This is a genomic window from Hirschia litorea, from assembly GCF_042665075.1.
GTDB lineage: Bacteria > Pseudomonadota > Alphaproteobacteria > Caulobacterales > Hyphomonadaceae > Hirschia > Hirschia litorea.
In genome coordinates this window covers 185,999-210,491 of record NZ_JBHTBR010000009.1, presented here as the reverse complement: position 1 = coordinate 210,491, position 24,493 = coordinate 185,999, and the positions used below count along the sequence as shown (strand labels likewise).

Annotated in this window: 13 protein-coding genes; 2 read left to right on the top strand and 11 right to left on the bottom strand. The window is 45.2% G+C overall.

The window, feature by feature from the left end; translation table 11 throughout:
• Positions 1-40 precede the first annotated feature (40 nt).
• The 7 genes from ACFQS8_RS15670 to ACFQS8_RS15640 form a co-directional block, all read right to left on the bottom strand.
• A complete protein-coding gene (locus ACFQS8_RS15670; protein WP_382169136.1) occupies positions 41-2,455 on the bottom strand; it encodes a TonB-dependent receptor in 2,415 nt (804 codons plus the stop codon).
• Positions 2,456-2,750: 295 nt separating this feature from the next.
• Entirely contained in the window at positions 2,751-5,972 is a 3,222-nt protein-coding gene (locus ACFQS8_RS15665; RefSeq protein ID WP_382169134.1) for a TonB-dependent receptor, read from the bottom strand.
• A 203-nt stretch (positions 5,973-6,175) separates the two neighbouring features.
• Entirely contained in the window at positions 6,176-7,255 is a 1,080-nt protein-coding gene (locus ACFQS8_RS15660; protein ID WP_382169132.1) for a FecR family protein, read from the bottom strand.
• Positions 7,248-7,850, bottom strand: a complete 603-nt coding sequence (locus tag ACFQS8_RS15655) for an RNA polymerase sigma factor (RefSeq protein WP_382169130.1) — start codon at positions 7,848-7,850, stop codon at positions 7,248-7,250. The genes ACFQS8_RS15660 and ACFQS8_RS15655 overlap by 8 nt, the downstream gene beginning before the upstream one ends.
• Before the next feature lie 148 nt (positions 7,851-7,998).
• Positions 7,999-9,045 (bottom strand): succinylglutamate desuccinylase/aspartoacylase family protein, encoded by a 1,047-nt coding sequence (locus ACFQS8_RS15650; RefSeq protein ID WP_382169128.1) that lies wholly within the window; start codon positions 9,043-9,045, stop codon positions 7,999-8,001.
• A 340-nt stretch (positions 9,046-9,385) separates the two neighbouring features.
• Positions 9,386-11,359 carry a TonB-dependent receptor gene (locus ACFQS8_RS15645; protein WP_382169126.1) on the bottom strand — a complete coding sequence of 658 codons (1,974 nt, stop codon included), beginning with the start codon at positions 11,357-11,359 and terminating at the stop codon, positions 9,386-9,388.
• Between the two features lie 335 nt (positions 11,360-11,694).
• Positions 11,695-13,695, bottom strand: coding sequence for an alpha/beta hydrolase family protein (locus tag ACFQS8_RS15640; protein WP_382169124.1), 2,001 nt, complete (start codon positions 13,693-13,695; stop codon positions 11,695-11,697).
• 459 nt (positions 13,696-14,154) lie between these two features.
• Here ACFQS8_RS15640 and ACFQS8_RS15635 point away from each other — a divergent pair, with 459 nt between their 5' ends.
• Positions 14,155-17,097: a TonB-dependent receptor domain-containing protein gene (locus ACFQS8_RS15635; protein WP_382169122.1), complete on the top strand. Its 2,943-nt coding sequence runs from the start codon at positions 14,155-14,157 to the stop codon at positions 17,095-17,097.
• A gap of 94 nt (positions 17,098-17,191) precedes the next feature.
• Here ACFQS8_RS15635 and ACFQS8_RS15630 read toward each other — a convergent pair whose 3' ends face one another.
• The 4 genes from ACFQS8_RS15630 to ACFQS8_RS15615 all read right to left on the bottom strand — a co-directional run bounded on the left by ACFQS8_RS15630 (position 17,192) and on the right by ACFQS8_RS15615 (position 21,841).
• Positions 17,192-18,775 carry an FAD-binding oxidoreductase gene (locus ACFQS8_RS15630; protein WP_382169120.1) on the bottom strand — a complete coding sequence of 528 codons (1,584 nt, stop codon included), beginning with the start codon at positions 18,773-18,775 and terminating at the stop codon, positions 17,192-17,194.
• 82 nt (positions 18,776-18,857) lie between these two features.
• The gene (locus ACFQS8_RS15625; RefSeq protein WP_382169118.1) at positions 18,858-19,313 is read right to left on the bottom strand and encodes a hypothetical protein; all 456 of its coding nucleotides are present in this window, start codon (positions 19,311-19,313) and stop codon (positions 18,858-18,860) included.
• 127 nt (positions 19,314-19,440) lie between these two features.
• Positions 19,441-20,424, bottom strand: a complete 984-nt coding sequence (locus ACFQS8_RS15620) for a LysR family transcriptional regulator (protein ID WP_382169116.1) — start codon at positions 20,422-20,424, stop codon at positions 19,441-19,443.
• A gap of 109 nt (positions 20,425-20,533) precedes the next feature.
• Positions 20,534-21,841 (bottom strand): MFS transporter, encoded by a 1,308-nt coding sequence (locus tag ACFQS8_RS15615; RefSeq protein WP_382169114.1) that lies wholly within the window; start codon positions 21,839-21,841, stop codon positions 20,534-20,536.
• A 444-nt stretch (positions 21,842-22,285) separates the two neighbouring features.
• On the opposite strand from ACFQS8_RS15615, the gene ACFQS8_RS15610 reads away from it, so the two are divergent.
• Positions 22,286-24,463, top strand: a complete 2,178-nt coding sequence (locus ACFQS8_RS15610; RefSeq protein WP_382169112.1) for a TonB-dependent receptor — start codon at positions 22,286-22,288, stop codon at positions 24,461-24,463.
• The last annotated feature ends 30 nt before the right edge of the window (positions 24,464-24,493 follow it).

Genomic DNA, 24,493 nt, shown 5'->3' with positions numbered 1-24,493 from the left:
CCTCTTCCCAATATTTCGATTGGGAAGAGGCTAAATAAGACTAGAATTTGGCTTTGAATTTCACACCGTACCAACGCGGAATGCCGCGAATTGTTGTTGGTATTCCAAATGCCTGACCTGTGTTTCCATAGTCGATGAGATATTCTTCATCTGTCGCATTTTCTACGAATGCAGACACTTCCCAATTGTTGCTTTCGCTACGCAAACCAATTTTGAAATCGAGCAAACCATAAGCATCTTGCAGCTCTTCTGGTCTGTTTTCATCTGAGAAATAAACTTCATCTTTCCAGACATAAGTTGGCACGGCAAACAATTCCAATGCGCCGACTGGGACGTGCACTTCAGCACCTAAAGAGAAGGTGTTTTCTGGGCTGATGCGGAATGTATTTCCAGCACGAACTTGGGTGTTTCCATTTGAATCTGAATCATCAAATTCAGAGAAATTATATCCATATGTCGCAAACACATCGACATAATCATGCGCGATCATATACGCGTCAATTTCAAACCCATACTGTGTGGCTGCACCCGTATTTTCCGTTAAAGCAATCGGATTTCCAGCTTCACGGAAAGACACTTGGAAATCTTCATATTCAGAATAATAAACTGAAGATGTCAGGCGAAGTTTCTGATCTAGGAACTCCCCTTTCAATCCCAACTCATAGTTTGTCAGGAATTCAGGATCGACCACAGCATAACCTGTTGGTTCGCTACCATCTGTGCTTAGGCCGCCTGGACGACGTCCACGTGCAATAGAGGCCCACCCTCTTAGGTCATTCGTAAGGGCATAATTTGCTGCGAGACGCCAAGTGAAATCACCATCTGCGTCATAGCTGCGTTCAATAGGTGTCTCACTAAAGATGAAAGCACCGCCAAGTGTCAGCGCGTTTATACGGCCACCCAGCGCCTGGTTTCCATCCACAAGATAGGCGTATTGAGATGCAGAAAACTCTTCGTCTGTGTAACGCAGACCAGCTGTTAATGTCAGCCTTGAGGTTACATCATAAGAAATATCACCAAATATATCTAAAGATTCAAATTCATTCGTCGCATACTGATCTTGCACCAGATCATCTAATGGCACTACGCGCCCCAACCCTTGCAAGGCTGCCAATGAAACTGGCACAGGGTTAAACGGGTTCAGCACGTTCTCAGCATTCGGCACGCCCGCATCTTTCAATGTCTGAATAAACATTTCACTTGCTTGTGCGAAGCTAATATCATTGCCCGTTGCAGCTTTCACTTGTGCAATAACACCATTGATAATAACCGGCGCAACCGCCAAGGCTTGTAATGGTGCCTCATCAGCAGCCAAAGTCAGACGCGATGAATCACGCTCATCAATATAATTTACCCCCACAAACCCGCTGAGTTTGTCACCATTGTGAAAGTTCATTCTCAATTCTTGAGAAAAGACTTTTGCTTTTTGATCTGTTCCAAACTGCAATAAAGACAATGACGTTCCATCAGAGTCGAACGCTTCTGTCTGATACTGGTCGCGATAGTCAGAAATAGAAGTGAATGAGAAATAATCATTCACATCATAGTTCAAGATAGCTGTCGTTGAGAAAATCTCGCGGTCTGATCCAAGTTCTGAACGCCCCTGAGCCGCAACATGGTTCATTTCTACATCGTCATAGGCATTTGTTGACTTAGATGTTGGTGATCCTGTCGGGTAAACAACAGATCTAAATTCAGTCCCTGTCGATTCATCATCTTCGTAGTTTACGATGATATCGGCTGTGAAATTAGCCAATGGTGCCCAGTGCGCTGCGAGGCGTAACGCGTCTGTTTTTTGCCCCATAAGATCAGGCGTTGATGGGTCATGGTTTTCAATATAGCCATCATATGCATCATGCACACCCGCGAGGCGCAGTGCGAAATTGTCGGCAACTGCCCAGTTGTAAGCACCTTCAAGGCGTTGTGTATTGTAGGAGCCAGCTTCAATTTGAGCATAGCCAGCGTTTTCTTGCGTGTTGGCTTTGTTTTGGATGAAGTTAATACCCCCCACCAAAGCACCCTGCCCGAACAAAGTTGGCTGCGGGCCTTTCACAACTTCGATACGTTCCATATCAAAATAGGATAAGCTGGCACCCCAACCCGGACGCGCATTTGATACCCCATTGGTGAACATCGCGACCCGTGGAGAGCCTCCATCAGAGGTCACACCGCGAATTGAGAAACTTGGTGCGTTCAAAGATTGCGCTTGAACTTGAAGGCCCGGAATGAAATCCGCTAATTCTTCTAAATCATCTGCATTTATGAGGTCGATAAATTCTTGGTTGACCGCAGACACATTGATCGGAACATCAAGTAGGTTTTCATCAACCTTCTGCGTGGACACAACAACAGCCTCAAGGCGGCGCTCTTTTGTGTTTTCGGTTTGCGCAAATGCAGAATTGAACGATAGCCCCGCTAAAATTGCTGAGGAACAAAATAGAACTGATTTTTTCATTGGATGGCCCCGAAATAGAATATTATTGCGGGGAGTTAGTGCGATATACGTGACACTTATTTGACCAATTTGGTGACACTTATTTGACGTTTTAGAAAATTAAAATCATCTAGCAACCTAGTATACACCTTCGTACAAAACGCTTCACTTTAAGTTGCTACGCTTAGTAGTTAGCCTTTCTGTGAGAGTAATCATGGCGGACAATGGCTTTCTATTTTTAAGGCCCTCCCAAGAAAAAAGGGCGGAGTTACCCGCCCTTTTTATAAGTTTAATTCAAGTGGCTTCGTTCAAGCTATTAGAATGACGCTCGCACACCGAAATTGTATCGTGCACCATAAGCTTCAGCACGCAGGAACTGATTGTTAAATCGTCCATGCTGTTGAATGCCTTCTTCCGTCACATTTAAGCCTTCAAGGAAGACGGTGAAATTGCCATTGATTTCATAGCTCGCACTTACATCGAGCTGTCCATAAGCTTCTGTAAATACTGGCTCGTCTGGGCTGTGGAATTGGTTTGTCTGCAACAAGAACTCATCGCGCCAGTTATAAGCAGCACGAGCTTGAAATCCATGCTTGTCATAGAATGCCACAAGGTTGGCAGAGTCGCTCAACCCCGGCAGAGCTACTCTTTGTTCCAATGAATTGATGTCATATTCAGCATCTGAATCTACGAATGTCGCATTGGCAATGAAACCAAATCCAGTATCGCCGATCAGGTGTTGAAGGTTAACCTCAAACCCATCAACTTTCGCTGACCCAAGATTGCTTGTTGCCACAACATCAAATGTTGCCACTGGATCGCCTGGTTGAGACTCACACGCTGGCGTGTTGCCTGTACTATCAGGACAGCCCGGACGTGGGTTTGCCGACGGGTCAGTGATCGGAACACCCAATGAGCTGTTTATAGTGCGTTCAAAGACCTGCGTACCGATAAAGTTTTGAACATCTTTAGAAAAGTACCCGATAGAGAAATAACTTCCCTCTCCGGCTCCAAATTTGCCCTCATCCCCATAATACCACTCCAACGATGCGTCGATATTATTCGAGCTATATGGCAATAGCCCTGTATCACCTTGGCGCGCGGTGAAGATACCATCAGAGATGCCCGTCCCACTACTCGGTCTAGTGTTGGTAATGACTGTGCCGGGAGCTAAGTCTTCAAGGTTACTGCGTGTGATCGTCCGGCTATAAGATAATCGTCCAATCAAATTGTCTGTAAAATTGAGCTTGGCATCTATATTGGGAAGGAACTCAGTATAGTCAGCTGTATTGGTTTCAATATCAGCACTATCAGCAGCAATTTGCTCCAGTGATTCATTTGTTAGATGACGCAAACCACGCGGCAGATTTGATGTGGAGCTACCTGTTGTTTCGGTTTTTTCAATCCGAACACCTGCATTCACATCAATTGGCAAGCCATGGAATTCAGCTTCAAAATCACCTGAAAGATATGCCGACAAAGTCTCTTCTGTCACGCTACTGAAAAACGGTGGGAAGCCAGTTTCAACGTTTTCAAAATCAATTCCGTCATCGACCAACCGGTTTAGGGCATTCACATCATAGATGGCGCGATTTTGAAATAATGTTTCTTGACCAGAGAAATTGGCTGCAACATCGCCGCGCGGCACAAAACTGACTGGGAAATTGGAGATATCGACCGTATCCACAACAGCAAACCAGAAACGGTTGAAATCATCATATTGGTAATTTGTGTATGACGCTCCAAAGTTCAGGCGCTTAAAGCCATTGTCTAAAGCGTTTTCCCAAACACCGCCTATTTGAGCTTGCTCGACGGTATTTTCAATTTGACGCCCCCGCCCCACAGACACATCTGCTTGGATTGCACTCGCAGCAAAAGCTGTACCGCCCGGCACACGTGAATCGACGACCACAGTGTTGGGGATATCATTGCCCGTCATATCTACACCGATATCAACATCAAATGTATTTCCGCTCAACACTGTTAGAACTTCACCTAAATTACCATCTGGCTGCGATTTTGAGACAGAGTTATGGTAGTCAAATACAAGCGTGAGATCATCGGTTGCTTCCCACTCAAGGTTGGCTCCAAATGAATCACCAACGATTTCTGTCGTTTTAGCCAATCCACCAAAATTCATACGGTGATTATTGTGACGCGGGCTTGTAACAGTGCCATTTGCATCCGCAACGCCCATTGTTCCGCTATCAGAGTCAAACCAAAAGCTTGTTTCCAATTCTGTGAAATCATCTTGGAAACGCGACCCCGTATAGTCCAATGTCGCGGTTAATCGGTCCGTTGGTTTAAACTGAACGACACCCTGATAGTTCTGACGCTGACGGTCATGATCGCCAACATTTAGCACATAATTACGCGGCACAAAGAATGTCCCCGTTGGGTTTGTCGAGCGATCTATTCCAGACCGATCAACGCCTGTGTATGTGGTTCCATCATCGCGGATCCAACCATCAATTTTAACTTGCTCACTACGGCTATTACGCTCCGCATGGGCAGCGGACACTAAGATACCCAATCTGCCGTCCATAAAGACATTGCTGTAAAGACCAACGATTTCTGGTGTAACGTCATCGCCCGCTTCATTCGTGGTATCCACAACACCCTTCACACCTAGTGAAATCTGCTGCTTGCCAATATCTAATGGACGCGATGTTTTGATGTTTATGGTTGACCCTATACCGCCTGAAGCCACATTCGCGCGGCCTGTCTTTAGAACTTCAACACCCGACACAACTTCTGAAGACAGCTCACGGAAATTGAAGCCGCGATTCACATTCACATCAGCTTGTGTGGAGGCTTTAGGCATTTGTCGACCATTTAACGTCACAAGATTAAAGCGAGGCCCAAAACCACGTACAGAAACCTGATTTCCTTCCCCATTGGAGCGGTCGATTGAAACACCTGTGATGCGCTGCAAAGATTCGGCAAGGTTTGTATCTGGAAATTTGCCTATATCTTCTGCTGAAATTGCATCGACAACACCATCTGCATTTCGTTTGATTGCAGCCGCATCCTGTAGTGATTTACGGATACCTGTCACAACAATCACATCTTGAGTGAGGTTCTCATCTTGCGCGGTTGTTCCTACCGCCACAACGTCATCATTTGCTTGTGCAACGGCTTGCTGATTGCTCATGCTCAGCGCCATAGCAGCAGCACCTGCCAATAGTGCTTTCTTCTTCGTTTTCTGTAATTCCCCAATCGACATTACAGCCTCCCTTTCCTGCGGTCTTCCGCTATTGTTGAGCGCGATGACAATCACCCCACTCTTCGTTAGACCGCCAGAAAAATGCGTCCCCTCAAGGAGAACCTGTAAAGCTTCTTCGATTGTGTACTGACCAATGACAGGATTTAACCCCGTCACATTCGATAACTCATGAGGATACAGAAGTTGGATGTTCGCAGTGTCTACGAACTCATCCAACACCGAGCCAAGCGTCCCCGTTTCGATATGAAAATCATATCGATCATCTAGAGTCTGCGCTTGCGCAAAAGGTAGGGAGCATATCGTTGTGGCCAATAAACACCCACACGAAACCCTACGAACTAAACTCACCGTTTCCTCAATTATTATCCCGCTGATCAGCACGCGAATGCGTTTTTCACACCGGTCTTACAAAAGAAGACTTCCCAAGATTCAAAAGACATAAACTTCCTCCCTATTTTTTGTAAATTATTTACAATACGCGTCTGGGCGCGCTTATGTAACAAGCAAAAATGCTTTTAGTCGTCAGTTTTCAGATTCTCTCTTTTTAATAAAATGTGTTTAGAATCTATATGCTCTGCTTCGATGTTTGCCATCAATTTCAAAGCTTCGAGCATTGCATCAACTTCTCCAGCTTCAAAGTAACCAGCTACTGGTAAAGTTCGCAATGCATCATCACGAATTTCTATTTTAATATCTGTATAACGCGAAACTTCCTCAACCATTTCAGACAATGGGTCTCCAGAGAAAGCTAAAACCCCCTCTCGCCAAGAAAGCTTGCGCTTCATAACGGAAGGATCGACATGGCCCAGATGCTCTATCTTATCACGGAACAAAACCTGCTGACCTGCCGTAACTTGCAGGAGCGTTTCTGCGTTTTTGTCTAAATGGTATGAGGCGTTTTCTAAGGGCTCTTCTTTAGAGGCGGCATATAAAGCTACCCGCCCTTCTGCAACCGTGACATCAATTTTTGAATCTCTGAGGCGTACCGTAAATGCTGTACCGACTGCTTTAACAGCCCCGCCATTCGCGATAACGGAAAATGGCTTTTCTGCATTCTTGGCAACTTCGAAAAAAGCTTCGCCCTTACGCAGATAAATCAAGCGTTCTTTGTCATTATATTTCACATCCACATGGCTTTGTGTGTTCAAAATGACTTCAGAACCATCGGGCAATGCCACTGTTTGGCGTTTGCCTAATTGCGTGACGTAAGTAGCCTCGAAATCAAATCTTGAATCTGTATGAAATTGCCAGCCAACACCCATCACGACTGCTATCCCGACAATGGAAGCGGCCATTGCCCACAATCCACTACGTCGAGAGATAATATTAGTTGTCGTGTTTTGAGCGCGTAAATCTTTTTGCACTTCTGCTTGCGATAAGTCTTCTAAATCTTCCAATAAATCTAACGCGCCCCACAGGGAAGCAAGACGTTGATATGCCTCTTTATATTGCTCACCCCGGGCAAGCCATTTGCGAAAGGCCGCACGATCAGCTGCAGTTTCATCGCCATCTTCAAATTTCATAATCCATTCAGCAGCTTCAGCTTCTACTTTCTGGATATCTGGAAAATCAATAATATTGCGCGGGTCAGTCATTATCTAACTCCCGTCGCGTAGATTTCTGGGGCCAACCGGCAATATTGGAAGACTTCGGCGTCAGAGAATGTCCGCCAAATTCAATTGGGTCATACCCACGTGAGCGAAAGAATGCATTACAATGCAAAAGCGCAGCGGCAACACGTTTTTGAACCGTGCTGACCGACACATCCATTCTCAGGGCAATTTGCTTAAATTTCAAATGTTCCATTTTTCGCATTAATAGCATTCTTTGATCATCTGCAGACAAGCTTCCTATCGCCATTGCAAGAACAGCGAGCTTACGACGTCCATCATAACGTGTTTCGGGCGAAAATTGCCCCTCATCTACTAAGACGTCCTTGTCGGCAGAATCTTCCAAATAATCTGTCGTTGTATTGCGTTTTTTCTTTATTTCACTCAGTGCCGTGTTTTTGGCGGCACGAAGAAGGAAGTGTTTAGGCTCTTGAATCTCTGCTTTTAATTCCGCAGCGAAGCATTTTAAAAAGGTCTCTTGGACCAATTCATCTACATCTTCAGGGCGCGCACAATAGCGCGCGACAACCCGTCGGATTGCGTTTTCATTCTCCACAAAAGCTTCAAATATCCTCGACATGGCACCAACGAGACACCATTAATACATAAATTACAACAACTTATGAGAGTTTTGAAAATATTTTCACTTTTTTGGTTTTTCTATTACACATTTTGGTTTGTCAAAAGTCTACAATAATAAGACCTATGCCTCGCGCCCCATTGAGGGCTTAAACAATCTCCATTCCATCAAAGAGCGGATCATTTTCAGCGTTCATCTCAACTGCTGAAAGTGTATCTTCTGCGTCTTCAACATTATCGACGCGCGCAATATGAAAAATAGCATCTCCGCGATTGACCACAGGCAGATTGGAGCGCCCAATCACCATGCCTGAATGACGCGCTGTCAGGTCTTTGCTCATCTCTCCCATTGGGTTTGAGACAATGGCAATCACCTCCCCCTTCTGGACACTATCGCCCAGCGCTTTAAGAGGGCGCAGCAAACCACCCATAGGTGCGCGCAGCCAATGACTTGATTGTGCGCGAATGGGGTCAGTAGATTTGTCGTTGGTTTTGCTGGCTTTTTTCGGCAACATTTCGAGGTGGCGCAAAACGCCAATCACGCCTTTCACACCAATACGAATGGCAGACTCATCAAAACGAAGCGCCTCACCTGCTTCATACAGCAACATGTTGCAGCCGACAGTTTGCGCGGCTTCGCGCAGAGAACCATCACGCAGATTTGCGTTCAACATGATGGAGGCACCGAAAGCTTTCGCCATGCCTTCCACGACCGGATCGTCTAAATTTGCGCGGATTTGAGGTAGGTTTGCGCGGTGAATAGCGCCGCTGTGGAGGTCTAAACCATAATCAGAACACTGCACGATTTGGGACATAAAGGTGTGGGCAAGTTGCGCGGCTAAAGCCCCCTTTTCACTCCCGGGAAATGAGCGATTCAAGTCACGGCGATCAGGTAGATATCGAGACAATCCCACAAAGCCATATGTGTTGACGATGGGGACTAAAATAACCGTGCCGTGCAAGCGTTTTAGTTGGGCCAATTCAGCAATTCGACGGATAATTTCCACCCCGATAATTTCATCACCGTGGATGGCTCCACTGACGAATAAAGTGGGGCCAGGTTTTGAGCCGCGAATGACCTGAACACGCATATGCATTTGGGTATGATCGGACAAATAGCTGAGTGGGATATCTATTGTTTTACGTTCACCCGCGCGGATTTGTGTGCCGCCAATTTCAAAATTGCTGTCTGACATGGAAGGTCTCTTTAAGTAAAAGCGAAGCTTTCCATACGCGCAAGTGAAGAAAAAGTCTTGCGCTAAATTCGGCGTAAATTCTCACATCTGCACCCTGCCTGCATATAGCTTGCACTGGGTCTGCAGAGCGTCTGCTCCGCATTTGGTCATACTCTGCTTAGGCTGTGTCTCCAGCTAGCTATGGCATTGCTTATCATTTGAAGATGGGCCGATCATAACTTGCATCCCTATAGCTATTGAATGGCTGCTCAAACGTGATTTTGGCGATTAGACACGCGTGTCTGTTCGCCAGATCAGAGGTTGATCTTCGCACAGGCAGCCGCCACCTGATCACTTATATTTAGAAATTATATCGCAAAGAGACCCGCACCTGTCTTGGTTCAACAGGATGAAAATGAATATCTTCAACAGGCGCTATTTCATTGGAGAGTTGCGAGCCAAAGAAATAGCTAATGTCATTATCCTCAGCATTAAACGCATTCAGGACCTCAAGTGATAATATTATGTTGCGCCAATCATAACTTCCCACCAAATTAACCAATGTTGTTGGCTCTGACATGACGCTTGCATCTTCGATCAATGGTGCCTCACCAAAATGACGTAATCGCGTACTGAACGTCCACGACTCAAAATTAGCTAAGATGCCCGCTCCGATCACACTTTCAACTGCACCTGGAATAGCCCTATCATTTCCTGAAATATCAAATTCGGCATCTGTATATGCAGCAGAGAAATCAGCTACCAACCAATCTGTTGCTTGTACAAACAAACTTGCTTCAATGCCTTTACGAATAGATCCATCATTGACTTCGGTCGTTCCTGCATCACCAACAAACACGAGTTCTGAATCAAGATCGAGACTGAAAACTGCTAAGGTGGCACGCAATGGGCCATGCTCAAATCGCGCCCCTATTTCAGTGCCATGCGCCTTAACAAGAATAGGTACGGGCTGCACCGTGTCTCCTGAAACAGGATCTATTGAGATTGTTGCGCCGCGCACATCGTTTGAATGGAAACCTTGGCCGTAATTGGCATAAAATTCTAAACCTACTGGTGTTTGCCATGCGAAACCTAATTTTGGTGAAAGCAAATCATCACTGGCCGAGCCGCCATTAACAGGCGCACTCACGGCATTGATATCCGCATCAAAATAATCAGCACGCACCCCCGCACTCACCCGAAGATTTTCGGTCAATGCATATTCAACCTCCCCCCACACACCAAGGCTCAATTCAGTCACGCTGTCTTGACGCACAGTCGAAACACGCTGACGAGAGGCTGTTTTGAAAAGACCTATGTCAGTTATATCATCATAGCGTATTTCTCCGCCTGAGCGCAGTGTGAAACGATCAGTTAAGTTTCTAGTATGCCCAACACCTGCGCCATAGTAATGGCGTTGATCGCGTTGCTCGAATTCATCACCATTTACAGGATCATCAAGAAAATAAGTGAAGTTGGAATACAAGGTAAAATCATAAGCTACGGCAAAGAGATTGAATTTCGTTTCTGCACCACTGTCATGATTGTATCGCGCCTGACCATTTGTAGAAAAACGTGTTGTGTTACCACCCAAATCATCATCAATAAAACCAAACCGCTCTATTTGTCCGCTATCGATTGCGCGTCGAGGAATTTGGTCAGTCGCAGTCCATTCGCTATCATATGCACTCAGAGAAGCTTCTAGATTCCACGCACCTGCAGTGTGGATGACTTTACCCATTGCATTCAGCTTTTGGAGGTCTTGCTCCAGCACCCAAGGCCCATCATATACTTCTGTTTCCAAGCCGAAAAGTAAGGAGGTATTTTGAGAAATATTATAATCACCCGCTATTACAGTCCGTAAATATCCAAACTCACCTGCCGAGACTTCAACAAAATCATGCCTCAATGCGTCATACGTATTGTATTGTCCCGATCCCGCCACTGAGAAATCTCCCGTGGATGCGCGATATGGACCTTTGCGAAAATCGACGCGTTCAACCAACTCTGGAATGACAAAGTTTATATCTAAATATCCCTGCCCATGACCATGACTCCGTAAATTAACAGGCACACCGTCAATATTGGCTGAAAAATCAGTTCCGTGGTCAAGGTTGAAGCCACGTAAAAAATATTGATTTGCTTTGCCTTCACCAGAATGTTGGGTAGCGATCACACCAGGGATAACTTCTATCAATTCACCTACACGAGAAAGTGGACGATCTTCAAAGTCTTTATACCCTACAACACCTTCAGACGCGGCAATTGCTGTGCCGTTCAAGTTGAGGCCGCGCCCATACACTTTGATAGTATCCAGAACCTCTTTGGTTTCCATATTTTCTTCACCTGAGCTCTGGGAAAGCGCCAGTGGACTGACAGAAAATAAAAAGCAGGTAGATACAAGGAGTAAACGGAACATTTTCGACTTTCAAATTTAAGCTAAAATACTGAAAAATATACTCAGCGGCATACGTTAAACACACTATGTCGCAGTAATATTTTGAGCCGGTACAATGTTACATAATTTTATGATAGTTCGAATTTTAGTTTCAGAACAATTCATTTAATACGCTGAAAGAAATTCATTTTTTCAATTTTCAATCTCCTAAACGTCATAAAAAAGCCCGCCAAATGAATGACGGGCTTTTCAAAACTTATGACTTTAAAAACTTAGTTTTTAAAACAACGTGTTTTTAGGAAATCATCAATCGCATTGAAGCTTGTGTTGAAGTTTTCCGGCCACCACGGATTGCTGTGCGGCATGTCTTTTACGACTACCAATTCAGCATCCACTTTGTTTTTCACTTTGTTGTAAAAATCAGTTGAGTGGAAAAGCGGCACACGCACATCGCGATCACCATGGAAGATCAAAATAGGAATATTGATTTTATCCGTGTTCTCGATCGGGTCCATACCAGTCACAGTGTGACCTTGGAAAGCACGTTGGAAACGGTTGTTGCTCCATAGCGTTCCAACACGCTCCAGATTAGCAACCCCTGCCCCTGCGATTGCACATTGGTATGGGCTGTTTTCACGTACACTTGCTGCAAAGGCAGCAAATCCACCATAGGAATACCCCATCATGACGAGCTTATTAGGATCAGCAACACCTTCTTGAACCAACCATGCAGCACCATCGTCTTTATCATCCTGCATTTTTTGGCCCCACTCATTATCACCGGCAAGCCAGAGCTTGTGACCCCACCCTTCTGAGCCGCGATATTGAGGTTTCAATACAGCATAACCACGTGAGGTGAAGAAGTGTACCCAAGTATCGCCGCCACTCGCTGCTTGTGCATAGTCACGCGCCCAAGGTCCACCGTGTGGCATGATGACAGTTGGCACAGGCTTATCCCCCTTTTTCCAGCCCGGAGGTTTTGCAAGGAGGCCCGGAATTTTCATACCATCACGTGCTGTGTAATAGACAAGTTCAGTTGGGCCGATATCTTTTGGCAAAATCCAAGGACGCAATGCACCGATAAGTTCGGGTGTCTTGCGGTCACGCAACAAGTAATAAGTTGCTGTGTCGACTGTGCTTCCTGTTGTGAAAAGGACTTTTTTGAAGTCAGGCGTGTATTCGCGGATTGAGATAGTTTTACCCGGGAATGCTGCTTTTAGCCCTTCATGAATAGCATAAAGGTCTTCATCGACATAATAGACTTCTTCATCTGCTGCTTCAAAATACACTGCTAATAATTTATTGAAATTATTAGCTTTCCTACCCAAGGAAATGCCACTTACTGAGAAATCAGGGTGCGCAAAAAGCGGCTGATCGTCAAACTTTTTAGCTTTTGGATCATACATATATAGCGCAGCTTTATCGCTGAATTTGTCAGTGACGACATAGTATTTTCCTGTCGCTTCATCACGACCTGAAATACTAATTGTATGACGCTTAGATGCTGTTGTTGTGAGCAATGGGTGTTCTTCAAAGTCACCTGCTTCATTCACGATGAGCGGCGTTTGGTAATACTCACCACCACGCTCATCAAGGCGAATTTTAGTCAGCAAATCACCTGTGCGAGGGTCTATCAGACCAAGCCTATCAATGTCGTTTTCGCGGAAGATGAGACGGTAAGAATCTTCTTTCAAATCATAGACAAGATATTCAGTAAATTCCCATTCCTTACTGACGCGGCTAACAACAACTTTGGTGTCGTCAAGCGGTAGATCTGCAACAATCCCACCAACATCTGACACTTTTGCGCATGTTTCCAGCACACCATTCCCTGCTTTTACAGGCTCGAATGGCTCATCAAATTTTTTCATTTTGATGTCTGTCAAATAAGTTTTGGCGATGAATGTTTTGGTCGCGCCGGTGGATTTTCCTTCGATACATCCATACATCGCACCCGTCCAAGCTTGGTTGGCACGTACTAAGATTTTACCCGCTTTAAATGCGGATGCACCTATGAATTTCATCTTGTCATTGGACGGTGTAAAAGTCGGTGCAGAGCCTGGTTTTGTTAGGTCCCAGACCGCAACACCGCGATCAGTTCCGTCATTTCCTGGCGGCGTCATAAGACCAACCAAGAATTTTCCATCAGGCGACATATCCAATGAAGACATGGCTGGATATCGCCCTAAATCCTCGACAGGAATTTGCGCATTTGCGCCCCATGACGCGGCAATTGCTGCGACTGCGAAAGCCATAGGCTTCAATAATTTCATACTTCACCTCAGATACGTTTCCCGACACAACCTAGAGAATAAGCACAACCTACGCACAAGTATTTTCTAAGTAAAATCAAGTACTGATGATTTTTACAACTTTTAGGCGATTTATCCGCCCTGCTATGATTCATTCCATACATTTTTAGAAATATCAAATATACCGCAAGGTAAGGTTTACTAATCTTTTGCTAAAAATAGGTATGATGCGCCTGATTTGCACACATTTTGTCGCCTTTTTGTCACATTCTATGGCAATTTCGGTAATTATTAGCAGGTTTTCGCCTAGTTTTTTATTTTACGGCTTGGCAAATAATTCCCGAAGTGCAAGCTTTGTGTCGGTTTTGTGTCATTGGGGCATTCTTTGGCACAGCGACAGAGGAAGTAAACCTCAAATAAATATCAACATAAAACGTTGATTATACACGGGTCTTAATTCATATGAAAATAACAAATAGAGTGACTACTTCACTTCTACTCTCTGGAGTAGCGGCAAGTACACTATTACTTGCCCCTGCATACGCGCAGGAAGCTGAAACAACGACAGCGCCAGAAGCCATCGAAGCGCCCGCAGCTGAAGACAGCAAGCGGATGGAGCGTGTGGTTGTGACGGGTTCATTGCTGCGCCGCGATGAATTTTCATCAACCTCCCCTATCCAAGTGATCACTGCGGAAGTCGCGACACTTGAAGGTCTTGTTGACACCGCTGAAATCATTCAAGGCTCATCCGTTGCAGCCGGTTCTGTTCAGCTAAACAACCAATTTGGTGGTTTCGTTGTTGAAGGTGGTACAGGTATCAACTCTGTGTCTCTTCGTGGTCTTGGTGCAAACCGCTCACTCGTCTTGATGAACGGTCGCCGCCCAGGCCCAGCCGGTACACGTGGACAAGTGGGTTCATTCGACTTGAACGTACTACCTAGCTCAGTCATCACGCGTGTCGACATCCTAAAAGATGGTGCGTCATCCATTTATGGTTCTGATGCTGTTGCTGGTGTTGTGAACGTAATCACACGTACATCAATCGACCGCCCTGAATTGACGGTACAATACAACCAACCTGTTGAAGGTGGCGGTGAGTCTTTCGTGATTGACGGGGCTTATGGTCTTAACTTTGACACTGGTAACATCGTACTTGCAGGTCAGTACACAAAACGTAAAGACCTTTCACTTGCCGACCGTGACTACCTATCATGTCCTCAAGATTACGTGTTTGACCCAGACACAGGCGCACGTATTGACCGTGAAGACCGCTCAATCCACGCTGGCACAAACCTATCTTGTTCAAGCGGTAACCTATACCACAACACAATCATTGATGCCTTCACTGGCGAGCGCTACATTCCGTCTCCAGATGGTGTGACAGTTGGTGGACTTGAAGGATATCGCCCACGCGCAAACGGTCGCTATGATGACCCTGACGGCGTGGCATTCTATGAAGATGTGATCAACAGCGAATACGCAAACACTGCTGATGCGATCAACGCACAAGACGTGTTCACATTGTATGGTTCTTCAAACTTTGACTTCAACATTCTAGGTGGAATCACTTGGGATACTGAGCTTCTTTACAGCTCACGTAAGACAAAATCTGAAGGCTGGCGTCAGTTCTTCCCGCGTATTAGTGATGCGTCATTGGTTCCATTTGGCCTTGGCTACACAAATGCAGACGGCACACCTGACACAACATACACAAACCCGTTCGCGTCATTGGTACAACCTGTACTGATTGCGCCTTCAAACTCTGAAATCAACGTGGATTACTACCACTTTGCGACAGGTCTTGACGGTACATTTGGCGGCTTCCTAAGCGATTGGAACTGGTCATTGGACGCGGTGACATCTAAGTCTGAAGGGACTTATGGCGGAGACAGCATCTTGATTTCTAAATCAGGTGACTGGAACCACAGTGGTGCGCGCGGTGCAGGTACAGCTGTTGCACCAACATATGACATCTTCGCTCCAGGTGCCCTCTTTGGTTATGACCAATCTTGGTATGACGAAGTGTCTGAATACCAAGAAGGTAAAACCACTTATGAACAATCCATGTTCACTGCGGTTGCAGCGGGTCCTATCTTTGAACTACCAGCAGGTGATGTTGGCCTAGCTGTTGGTATTGAAGCACGCGAATTCTCAATTGATGACCAACCTTCAGAAGCCTCCATCAATGGTGACCTTTGGGGTTCTAGTTCCGCACTCGTGACCCAAGGTGACGATGATGTGGTTGAGTATTTTGCAGAGCTTGAAGTGCCTATTCTAAAAGGCGTTCCTGCATTTGAAGAACTTACAGTCAACGCGTCTGCACGTTCATTCAACTATGCCTCTTACGGCACAGGCGACGTATGGAAAGCTGGTCTAAACTGGCAGATTATCCCATCATTGCGTGTACGTGGTTCTAAAGGTACATCATACCGTGCACCTGCACTTTATGAACTATACCTTGGAAACCAAACATCATTTGCGGCACAACGTTCGATCGACCCATGTATTGATTGGGGTGATTCAACAAACGCAAACATCCGTGCAAACTGTGCGGCTGATGGTATCCCAGAAGACTTCGCAGGTAGCGGTTCAAGTGCGCTTGTGACATCTGGTGGTGGTGCTGGAAACCTAGAGGCAGAAACATCTGAATCTGAAACAATCGGTGTAATCTTCACACCTACATTTGCAGATCTTTCTATCGCGATTGATTACTTCTCTATCGAAGTGAATGATCAAGTTAGCCGCTTGGGTTCAGCGTCAATTCTTGGTGGATGTTACGGTAGTGAAAACTTCCCGAATGCATTCTGTGACTTGTTTACACGTACAAACAACCCAAGCGATGCACTTGAGCACCTTGGTGTTGAAACAGTGACTGACAGTTTCTTGAACGTAAACCAGCAAAAAACATCTGGTTTCGACTACACAATCCGCTACAACCACGACTTTGACTTTGGTGGTATGATTGTAGAAGTTCAAGCGACACAAACCATTGATGACATCAGCCTATTGTTTGATTCAAACGCTGAATCAGGCTTCGATACAGATGACTTCTCAGGCACTATTGGTGACCCAGAATGGGTGGCAAATGGTCGTGTGAGCTTGCAACGTGGCGACTGGACTTACTCATGGTTGTTTGACTACATCCACGAGACAAGCAACGCGATCTACGCTGATGAGTTCTCAACTTACTTCGGCCGCGATGCACGTTATGTTGTGGATGCTGACGCATCTCTCACACACGACCTTACAGTGCGTTACCAAAACGATGACTGGAGCATTATCGGTGGTTTCCAAAACATCACTGATGAAGAGCCACCTTACATCTCAACAGGTGTAGCGACACGTCGTGGTAACATTCCATTGGTGGGTGGATACGACCTTCGCGGACGTACAGCCTTCGTGACTGTGAACCGGAAATTCTAAACAAGACCCTCGTTTAGGATATACAAGGAAAGGCCGTCCATTCATTTGGGCGGCCTTTTTGTTTTCAAAAATATAAATCTATCAAATAGTTAGCTTAATCAAATCCCAGAGCCCCAGCATTTACGCGACCATCTGGATCAAGGAGCGCTTTAATCCCCTCAAGTACTTTCCATGTATCTTCTTCCCGATGTTTTCGGAACGGATAGACACGACCAATCTGCAAATGTGCAGCACCATATTTTTCAAATATTCCAAGAATGGATTGGCGCACATGTGAAACAAACTCAGTTGCCTCGGGATTAGCATCAAACGGCTTGATGCGTGAGACAACGTTCTCTTCTAAAATATCTAAATGCAGTGGACGTAATTCTTCCGGCCAGAAAAAGATAGGTTCGATCAAATATCCGTTATTTGACAATGTACTAAGGAAAAATCCAGCTATTATTTCGTACTTGTCCAACTCAGGGCGCAAGCGATCATAAAGCGCTTCAATTTCAGCGACACATTTCACACCATCCCCCATTGGTACAATACCATGGATAGGAACCCAGCGCTCACCACGTGGTCCTATAATACTGTTAAGTGGCCCAAAAGGGTTAGCACGCATGATTTTCGGAATAGAGTTCTCTATTTTTTTACCACCATATTCCAGAGCGATTTTTTTCAATGTCTCCATCTTAGCAGAGACTTCCGCCATAGAATGCCCCTCAACCGTATAATGTACTGAATACGCAACATCCTCCATATAGCTGCGACCAGCCACAGCAACTTTCATCCCTTCTTTTACGCCTTTCAGCAGCCCCCCCTTTTCGGAGGTGATTACATTGGCCAATTTTTTAACATCGGACATCATGCCTTCGCGTTTCATCCGCACTGATTGCAGATTGGGGTCAAACGCAAATACCTCGCACGCTAAACCAAGGCGGCCCATATCCGCTATAACTTTTGAGACGCTTGCTGCATCCTCATAGGCAAAGCTAGCCCAATCCTCAGCCTGCGGAGCGGCAATCAATTTCAAACTAACCTCTGCTTTATAAGCAAGAGCGCCTGCATCAGCCAAAAACAATCCTGTCAGATCTGGACCATATTGACGGAAAAACGGCTTCGCGCCCTTTGTTCCTGAGGAACCTGTCTTCACTATGGTGCCATCCGCCAACACCACTGTCAGACATGTTACGCTATCTATGGAAGACCCATAAGTTGAGGCTCCGAAGAACGCATTATTCTGGGAAACTCCGCCCCCCACGGTGGAAGTAAGACCTGAAAGTGGGCCCCAGAAAGGTGTCCGTAAGCCCAGTGGTTTCAGCGCTTCATTCAGCGTTTTCCAAGTACAACCCGCCTGCACCGTGACATACATATCCTCAGCATTTATCTCCAAAATTCTATTCATTTTGGAGAGGTCCAAAATTCCCGTATTCACCTTGGAAGGTATATATCCTTTTGTATAGGACATCCCGCCACCACGCGGATTGAGTGCAATATTTTCTTTGGCCGCCAATTGTACGATTTGAGAAAGTTGAGCCGTATTTTCTGGACTAGCAACAAAGTTCGCTAACTCCCCGACGGCCCAAATATCCTGACTAAATAATGCACAATCAGCACTCTTGTCAGTAATATTTTCTCGACCAAGTATTAGCTTCATATTTTCCAATTGTTCATGAGAAATTTGCGAATTCATGGGTTTATCTTCCGAGCATAATGTTGTGTCTTCAGCATCGGTTAGTGCTGATTATTATCAATAAATACAAGCCTCTAGAAAACTAGCCAATTTTGGTTTCATCACACAGTGTGCGTTTAAACAGCTTGCCATCTTTAAACCAATGCCATGTACGAGCGCGGTGCTGGCCGGTTTTACCCAGCGCAATAATTTCGTAAAAATTTGCACCGGGATCATCTTTGCGATCAAGGTCGAGCATTATGAGCCCTTCATCCGTTTCCCACGATGAGCCATGAAAAGTGTCTAAATCCCACCATAAACGCCCATCACGATAAACACCCGGAAGACGCGCTTTGTATTCACGCCCATCCTCCCACATAAAGTGGTTATGTTGGATGTAGACATGCTCACCTTCTGTAGGAAATTCACACACAACACGTGTTTTATGTCTGTCGATGACGTTCGCATCCACATCTATATGGGTGTATATCCCCTCCCAAATGCCAGCATGTTTTGCCATTGTCGGCATGGCTTTGTGGAAGTCGTCGAAAATGCTCATAGGTGTCTCCATATTCCCTAAATGCCCCATCGTCCTTATGAAAGAGCAATGACAGCAATAGTGGCGTGCGCCAGACAAACACCTAAAGACTTAGTGAGCAAAGGATCAAACAGCTTAGATTGTCCATCTAACAACCTTTTGGTTGTTGTTCAGCTTTTAAACCTTCGCTCATGATCGTCTCTATCGCGATAGATTTCAACATTTTTGCAACAGGTGATAATTGACCTCGTTTGCGTGTAATGACCTGAATATTTCGTGATATAACCAATTGAGAATGCGGTATAATCGCCAAATCCCCAGTGCGCCAATAAGGTTGTATCGCCTCTCGGCACAACATACACAATGCATTGCTAGCCATCACATGACCAATCACCATGGCCATAGAGTCTGTACGAAAAAGATAGTTTGGGGGATCAACCCCCTGCCCCGAGAATATATCCACCACACTCGTCCATATCGTAGATAATCCATGTGAGGCGACCCATGGATAGGCTTGATAATCTTGCAGTGTGCGATCGGGTTTCAACAACAAAGGATGGTCGGACCGTCCAATCACAATATCATATTCTTCATACAGCGTTTCAACTTCTAACTCTGGATGAATGGATACAGATGCCGGAGGTGCCACAATCGCGAACTCAATCTCGCCAGATAAAACAAGCGGCATAAGTTTTTGCGTATGACCTACATATGTTGTGAACCCATAGTTTTTATTGCGGCCCCGCATGCGCTCAATCGCTAGTGGAAAAAGGCGTCCAGCCATACTCGGCCCACATCCCACGCGCACCGTACCCTGTTTCGATCCTCGCAATGCATCAATCTCTAAGGTAGCAAGCCGACTTTCACTCAAAATAAGTCGTGCCCGTCTCGCAAGATGATCTGCATATTGCGTAGGCTGCACACCTGTCGGCAACCTCACAAATAAGTCCACTTGTAGAGTGTCCTCAAGCTTATTAATGGTCTTACTGACCGCTTGCTGAGATACATTTAGCTTTTGCGCAGCTCTATGCACATTCTGGGTTTCATACACCGCCATAAAATGCTCAAGCCGATTGGGCTGAAGATATGTTTTTGATAAAATAGGAAGCGGATCAAGGTTTTTGTCTGCCATTTCGTGGTGCTTCCCCCCTTACAGGTGTCTATACTTAACTCAATAGGTGCCTAGTTTTTTCTAAACTATCCTATAAAAATTAGCCCAACTATTCATTATGAAATTGATCTCATTCTGACGTTTTTACAAAATGACCAAACGTATCAAAACGGCGATACTTTCCAATCGTCAACAACATTAATGCACCAACAAATACAAGTCCCGCAGCTAATACGAGAATGGTGTCATATGACCCCGTTTTATCACGTACACTGCCAAACAAACCAGGTGCCAATCCAGCCCCAATTGCAAACATGGCATACAATACCCCATACACTCGCCCATACGCTTTCATGCCAAAATATCGGCTCACCAGAAATGCCATCAAGTCATACTCAACGCCCGCAGCTATCCCCAAAAACGCAATCGCCAACACGTTCAACCAAATTGGATTGGTGCCTTGCAAAAATATGAGACATGATACTGCAGGCAATATCAGCATGAAAAACGCCACACCCGGTGCCCAGAACTTATCGACAAGAAACCCGCCCAGCCCTCTTCCCAACAAAACCGACAACCCGATAAGCCCCACACCGATAAAACGGCTCGCAGACATTTGCGCAGTATAGCCCTGATCCTGTAGCAGGAATTTCACATTAGGAATTGTACCCGCAATTGCCGCGCCAATAAAAAGAAACGACACGCCAATCACGTGCAGTCGCCAATCCTTTAGCGCATCTACAAAAGTCATCCCCTTAACAACACTCATGTCCATACGGCTATTTAAGCTAAGGGCTTTTTCTTCTTTAGGGTCTCGAAACCAAAAATAGGCAACGGGCAGACTGATAAAAATGGGTAACATTGCAAGAATCTGGAATGTACGTCTCCATCCATATTCATCAATCCAGAGCTGAGTCATGTCTGTAATAAAAAAACCTGTAACCCCCGTCCCCATTAACGCAACACCCAAGGCCAGCCCGCGAGAAGATTCAAAATTATTATTAATCGCCCGCGTAAATGTCACAGGTAATGTTCCTGCTCCAAAAACCGACATCAAAAAAAAGATCCCGTAAAATACAGTTAAGTTTCCCTGCATGAACGAAAATAGAAAGAAAAAGAACGCAAAGAGAGCAATAGATACCAGCGCTGTGCGGCGCGCCCCAAAGTTATCTGTGAAATACCCAACAATAGGAGACGTTACAAAAATACCCAGCGTAATGAAAAACAACGCGCCAAAAACATTGCCTCGCGTCCAGCCAAATTCTGCCATCAAAGGCTCAGATAACACTATCAAAGTATAATATGGCAGAGGGCTCAGCCCCAATCCAATACCCAATAATGCGGCTACAACTAGGCGATAGTGTTTTCGCCATTCCTGTCCTGAATTTTCGTGTTCTTCATTCGCTTCTTTGACTGTAGCAGTTTCAAGAGTGCTCATAAAAGTCCTTTCAAATTAGGTCCTGGCGTTCAACCACAAACTTCAATTTAATTTGCTTTTCCTGTGCAATCTATTGCCGCACTTAATGTCCGGACAAATATGGCGACATACTCAACCTTGTAAAGCTAGATCCACGCCCCTGAACGCCCAACTTCCACTACACACCATGCTTCAAACATTTAGTGCATCAACAACAAAAGAAAACGAAACACTATCAACATATTGTTTTTATTAAATATTTTAAACTACCAACTGTTCACGGCACTTATGATCCTCTGCGCCAAGCCACAACCAAATGATTGTTAAGGTTCTCACATCTGTTGTTTTACAGCAGGTCGGCTTAGTCGCTTCATATATGCTGTAGCGCTTCTTTTTGGGGATTCTAAACGGATTATTGAAGCTGCCTGCAACAATACAATAAGAACACTCAGGGGATACAAAACAATGAAAACGAGCACCTTTAACTGGCTTAAATCTACAGCAAGTTCGATTATACTCATTAGCTTATGCTTTGAAGGAAGTGCGATTGCGCAAGAAGCGGAATCGACAAAGACAGAGCCTCCAACGCAAGCTGATGCTCTCTCTAAACTCGATACAATAACGGTGACAGCACGGCGTCGCGAAGAGACCTTGCAAACCGTCCCAATTTCAATGTCAGCTTTTGACGCAAGCGCGTTTGATAGACAACAAGTTGCAGACGTCAAGGATTTGAACCTTTCCTCTCCAAACTTAACTGTGGTGAACAACACTGGGACAACAACCGGTCTTCAAGTCTATATGCGCGGTGTCGGCCAAGATAACTCATCTTACAATCTTGAAAGCCCCATTGGTGTATATGTAGACGATGTATTTATCGGTCGACAAATTGGTGGACTTCTCGACCTTGTCGAACTCGAACGTGTTGAAGTGCTTCGTGGTCCACAAGGGACCCTTTATGGACGAAATTCATCTGGTGGTGCCCTAAAATACGTCACACGCAAACCCGAAACAGATGCAAGCTGGGCCAAGTTGCGGGGCAGTTTTGGAAGCTTTGAAGCAGTCGATATTGGTGGAACAGCCAACGTACCTCTCGTTGAAGACAAATTGGCTGTGATGGTCAGTTATTTATCTAGAGATCGAGATGGTTTTATCACAGCCGTCAATCCCGATGGCACAGAAACTGGTCAACACCTAAATGCAGTCAATCAACAATCAGCGCGTATCGGATTTATGTGGAAACCAACGCCTGATTGGGAATCTTACTCTACAATAGACACATTTAGAGACCGTTCCGGCCCTCAGACCCTAACTGCAACTGATTGTTCAGGCTTAAATGGAGGCTTTAATGGCGTCCAATGCCCTTTGACATACGGAAACGCTTTTCAAACTCTCAGCAACGTTCCAGATGTTAACAATCACGTCCAATACGGCCTGCAAACTACAAATACATTCTCAGGATTTGATTCTGTAGACATCAAATCCATTACAGCTTTCCGAACCTTTCAAGACCAATTAGCAATTGACTTTTTCGCTACACCAGGCGGAGGGTTGCCAATTGAAATTAAAAATAGCCAAAACCAATTCAGTCAAGAACTGCAATTTGCCTCCACTTCAGACGGACCATTTTCTTGGACCACTGGGGCATATTTCTACAGAGAATTCATCTCACAAGATGCCCTCTTCCTAGGTAGACTGATGAATGATGAACAAACAGCAATAAGTGCAGCTGTTTATGGTGATATGAGCCTCAAATTGGCGGATGTATTCTCAATATCTGTAGGCGGACGCTTTACACGTGACGAAAAAGATCTTGACCGCGTCAATGTCAACCCAGTAACCCAAGAGCCAAATTTCTCAACCACCGGCACTTATTCAAGTGAGAAATTTACGCCTAAAGTTGGACTTGAATGGGAAGTCACCGACAACATCTTTGCCTATGTAAACTATGGCGAAGGTTTTAAAGCAGGTGGTTTTGCAGAAACATATCCTATTAACATTCAAGGTGCCCAATTAGCATTGGAACCTGAAACTGTTACCTCTTACGAAGCAGGTTTGAAAACCACTTGGTTTGATAATCGTGTGACTTTGAATGGAGCTTATTTTGATACGGAATACGCCAAGCTTCAACAAAGTGTTCTAGATCCAGTTACAGATCGCTTTATCGTCGTTTCTGGAGATGCGAGTTTCAAAGGCTTCGACTTGGAGGCCAATGCCCGCCCATTCGAAAACACATACATCTATGGTATTTTGGGTATTCTGGAAGACGAATGGCTAAGACCACCTCCAGGCGTAACGACAGAATATCACCTGAAGCACGCCCCTGAAACTCACTATAAAATCGGGATCGAGCAAACTATTCCAGGCAATCATGGATATGACTTTGTGGGTACATTAAACTTAATGCACACAGAGGACATTCACAGAAACGTCGCCAACTCCCAAAACATCAAATCCAACCCTTACACTCTTATCGACGCTCGAATAGCTTTGAAAGATCAAGATGGTCGTTGGACGATAGCTCTTGAAGGGAAAAACCTTGGAGATGAAGAGTATTGGGAACAAGGCGTTTCATCATTTGGACGCTATTACGGCCTTCCAAGAACCGTTTCATTGAAACTGGAATTTGCCTTCGGCAACCCGTAGGACTTTACCTCTCCCACGTGTTGGTCACGA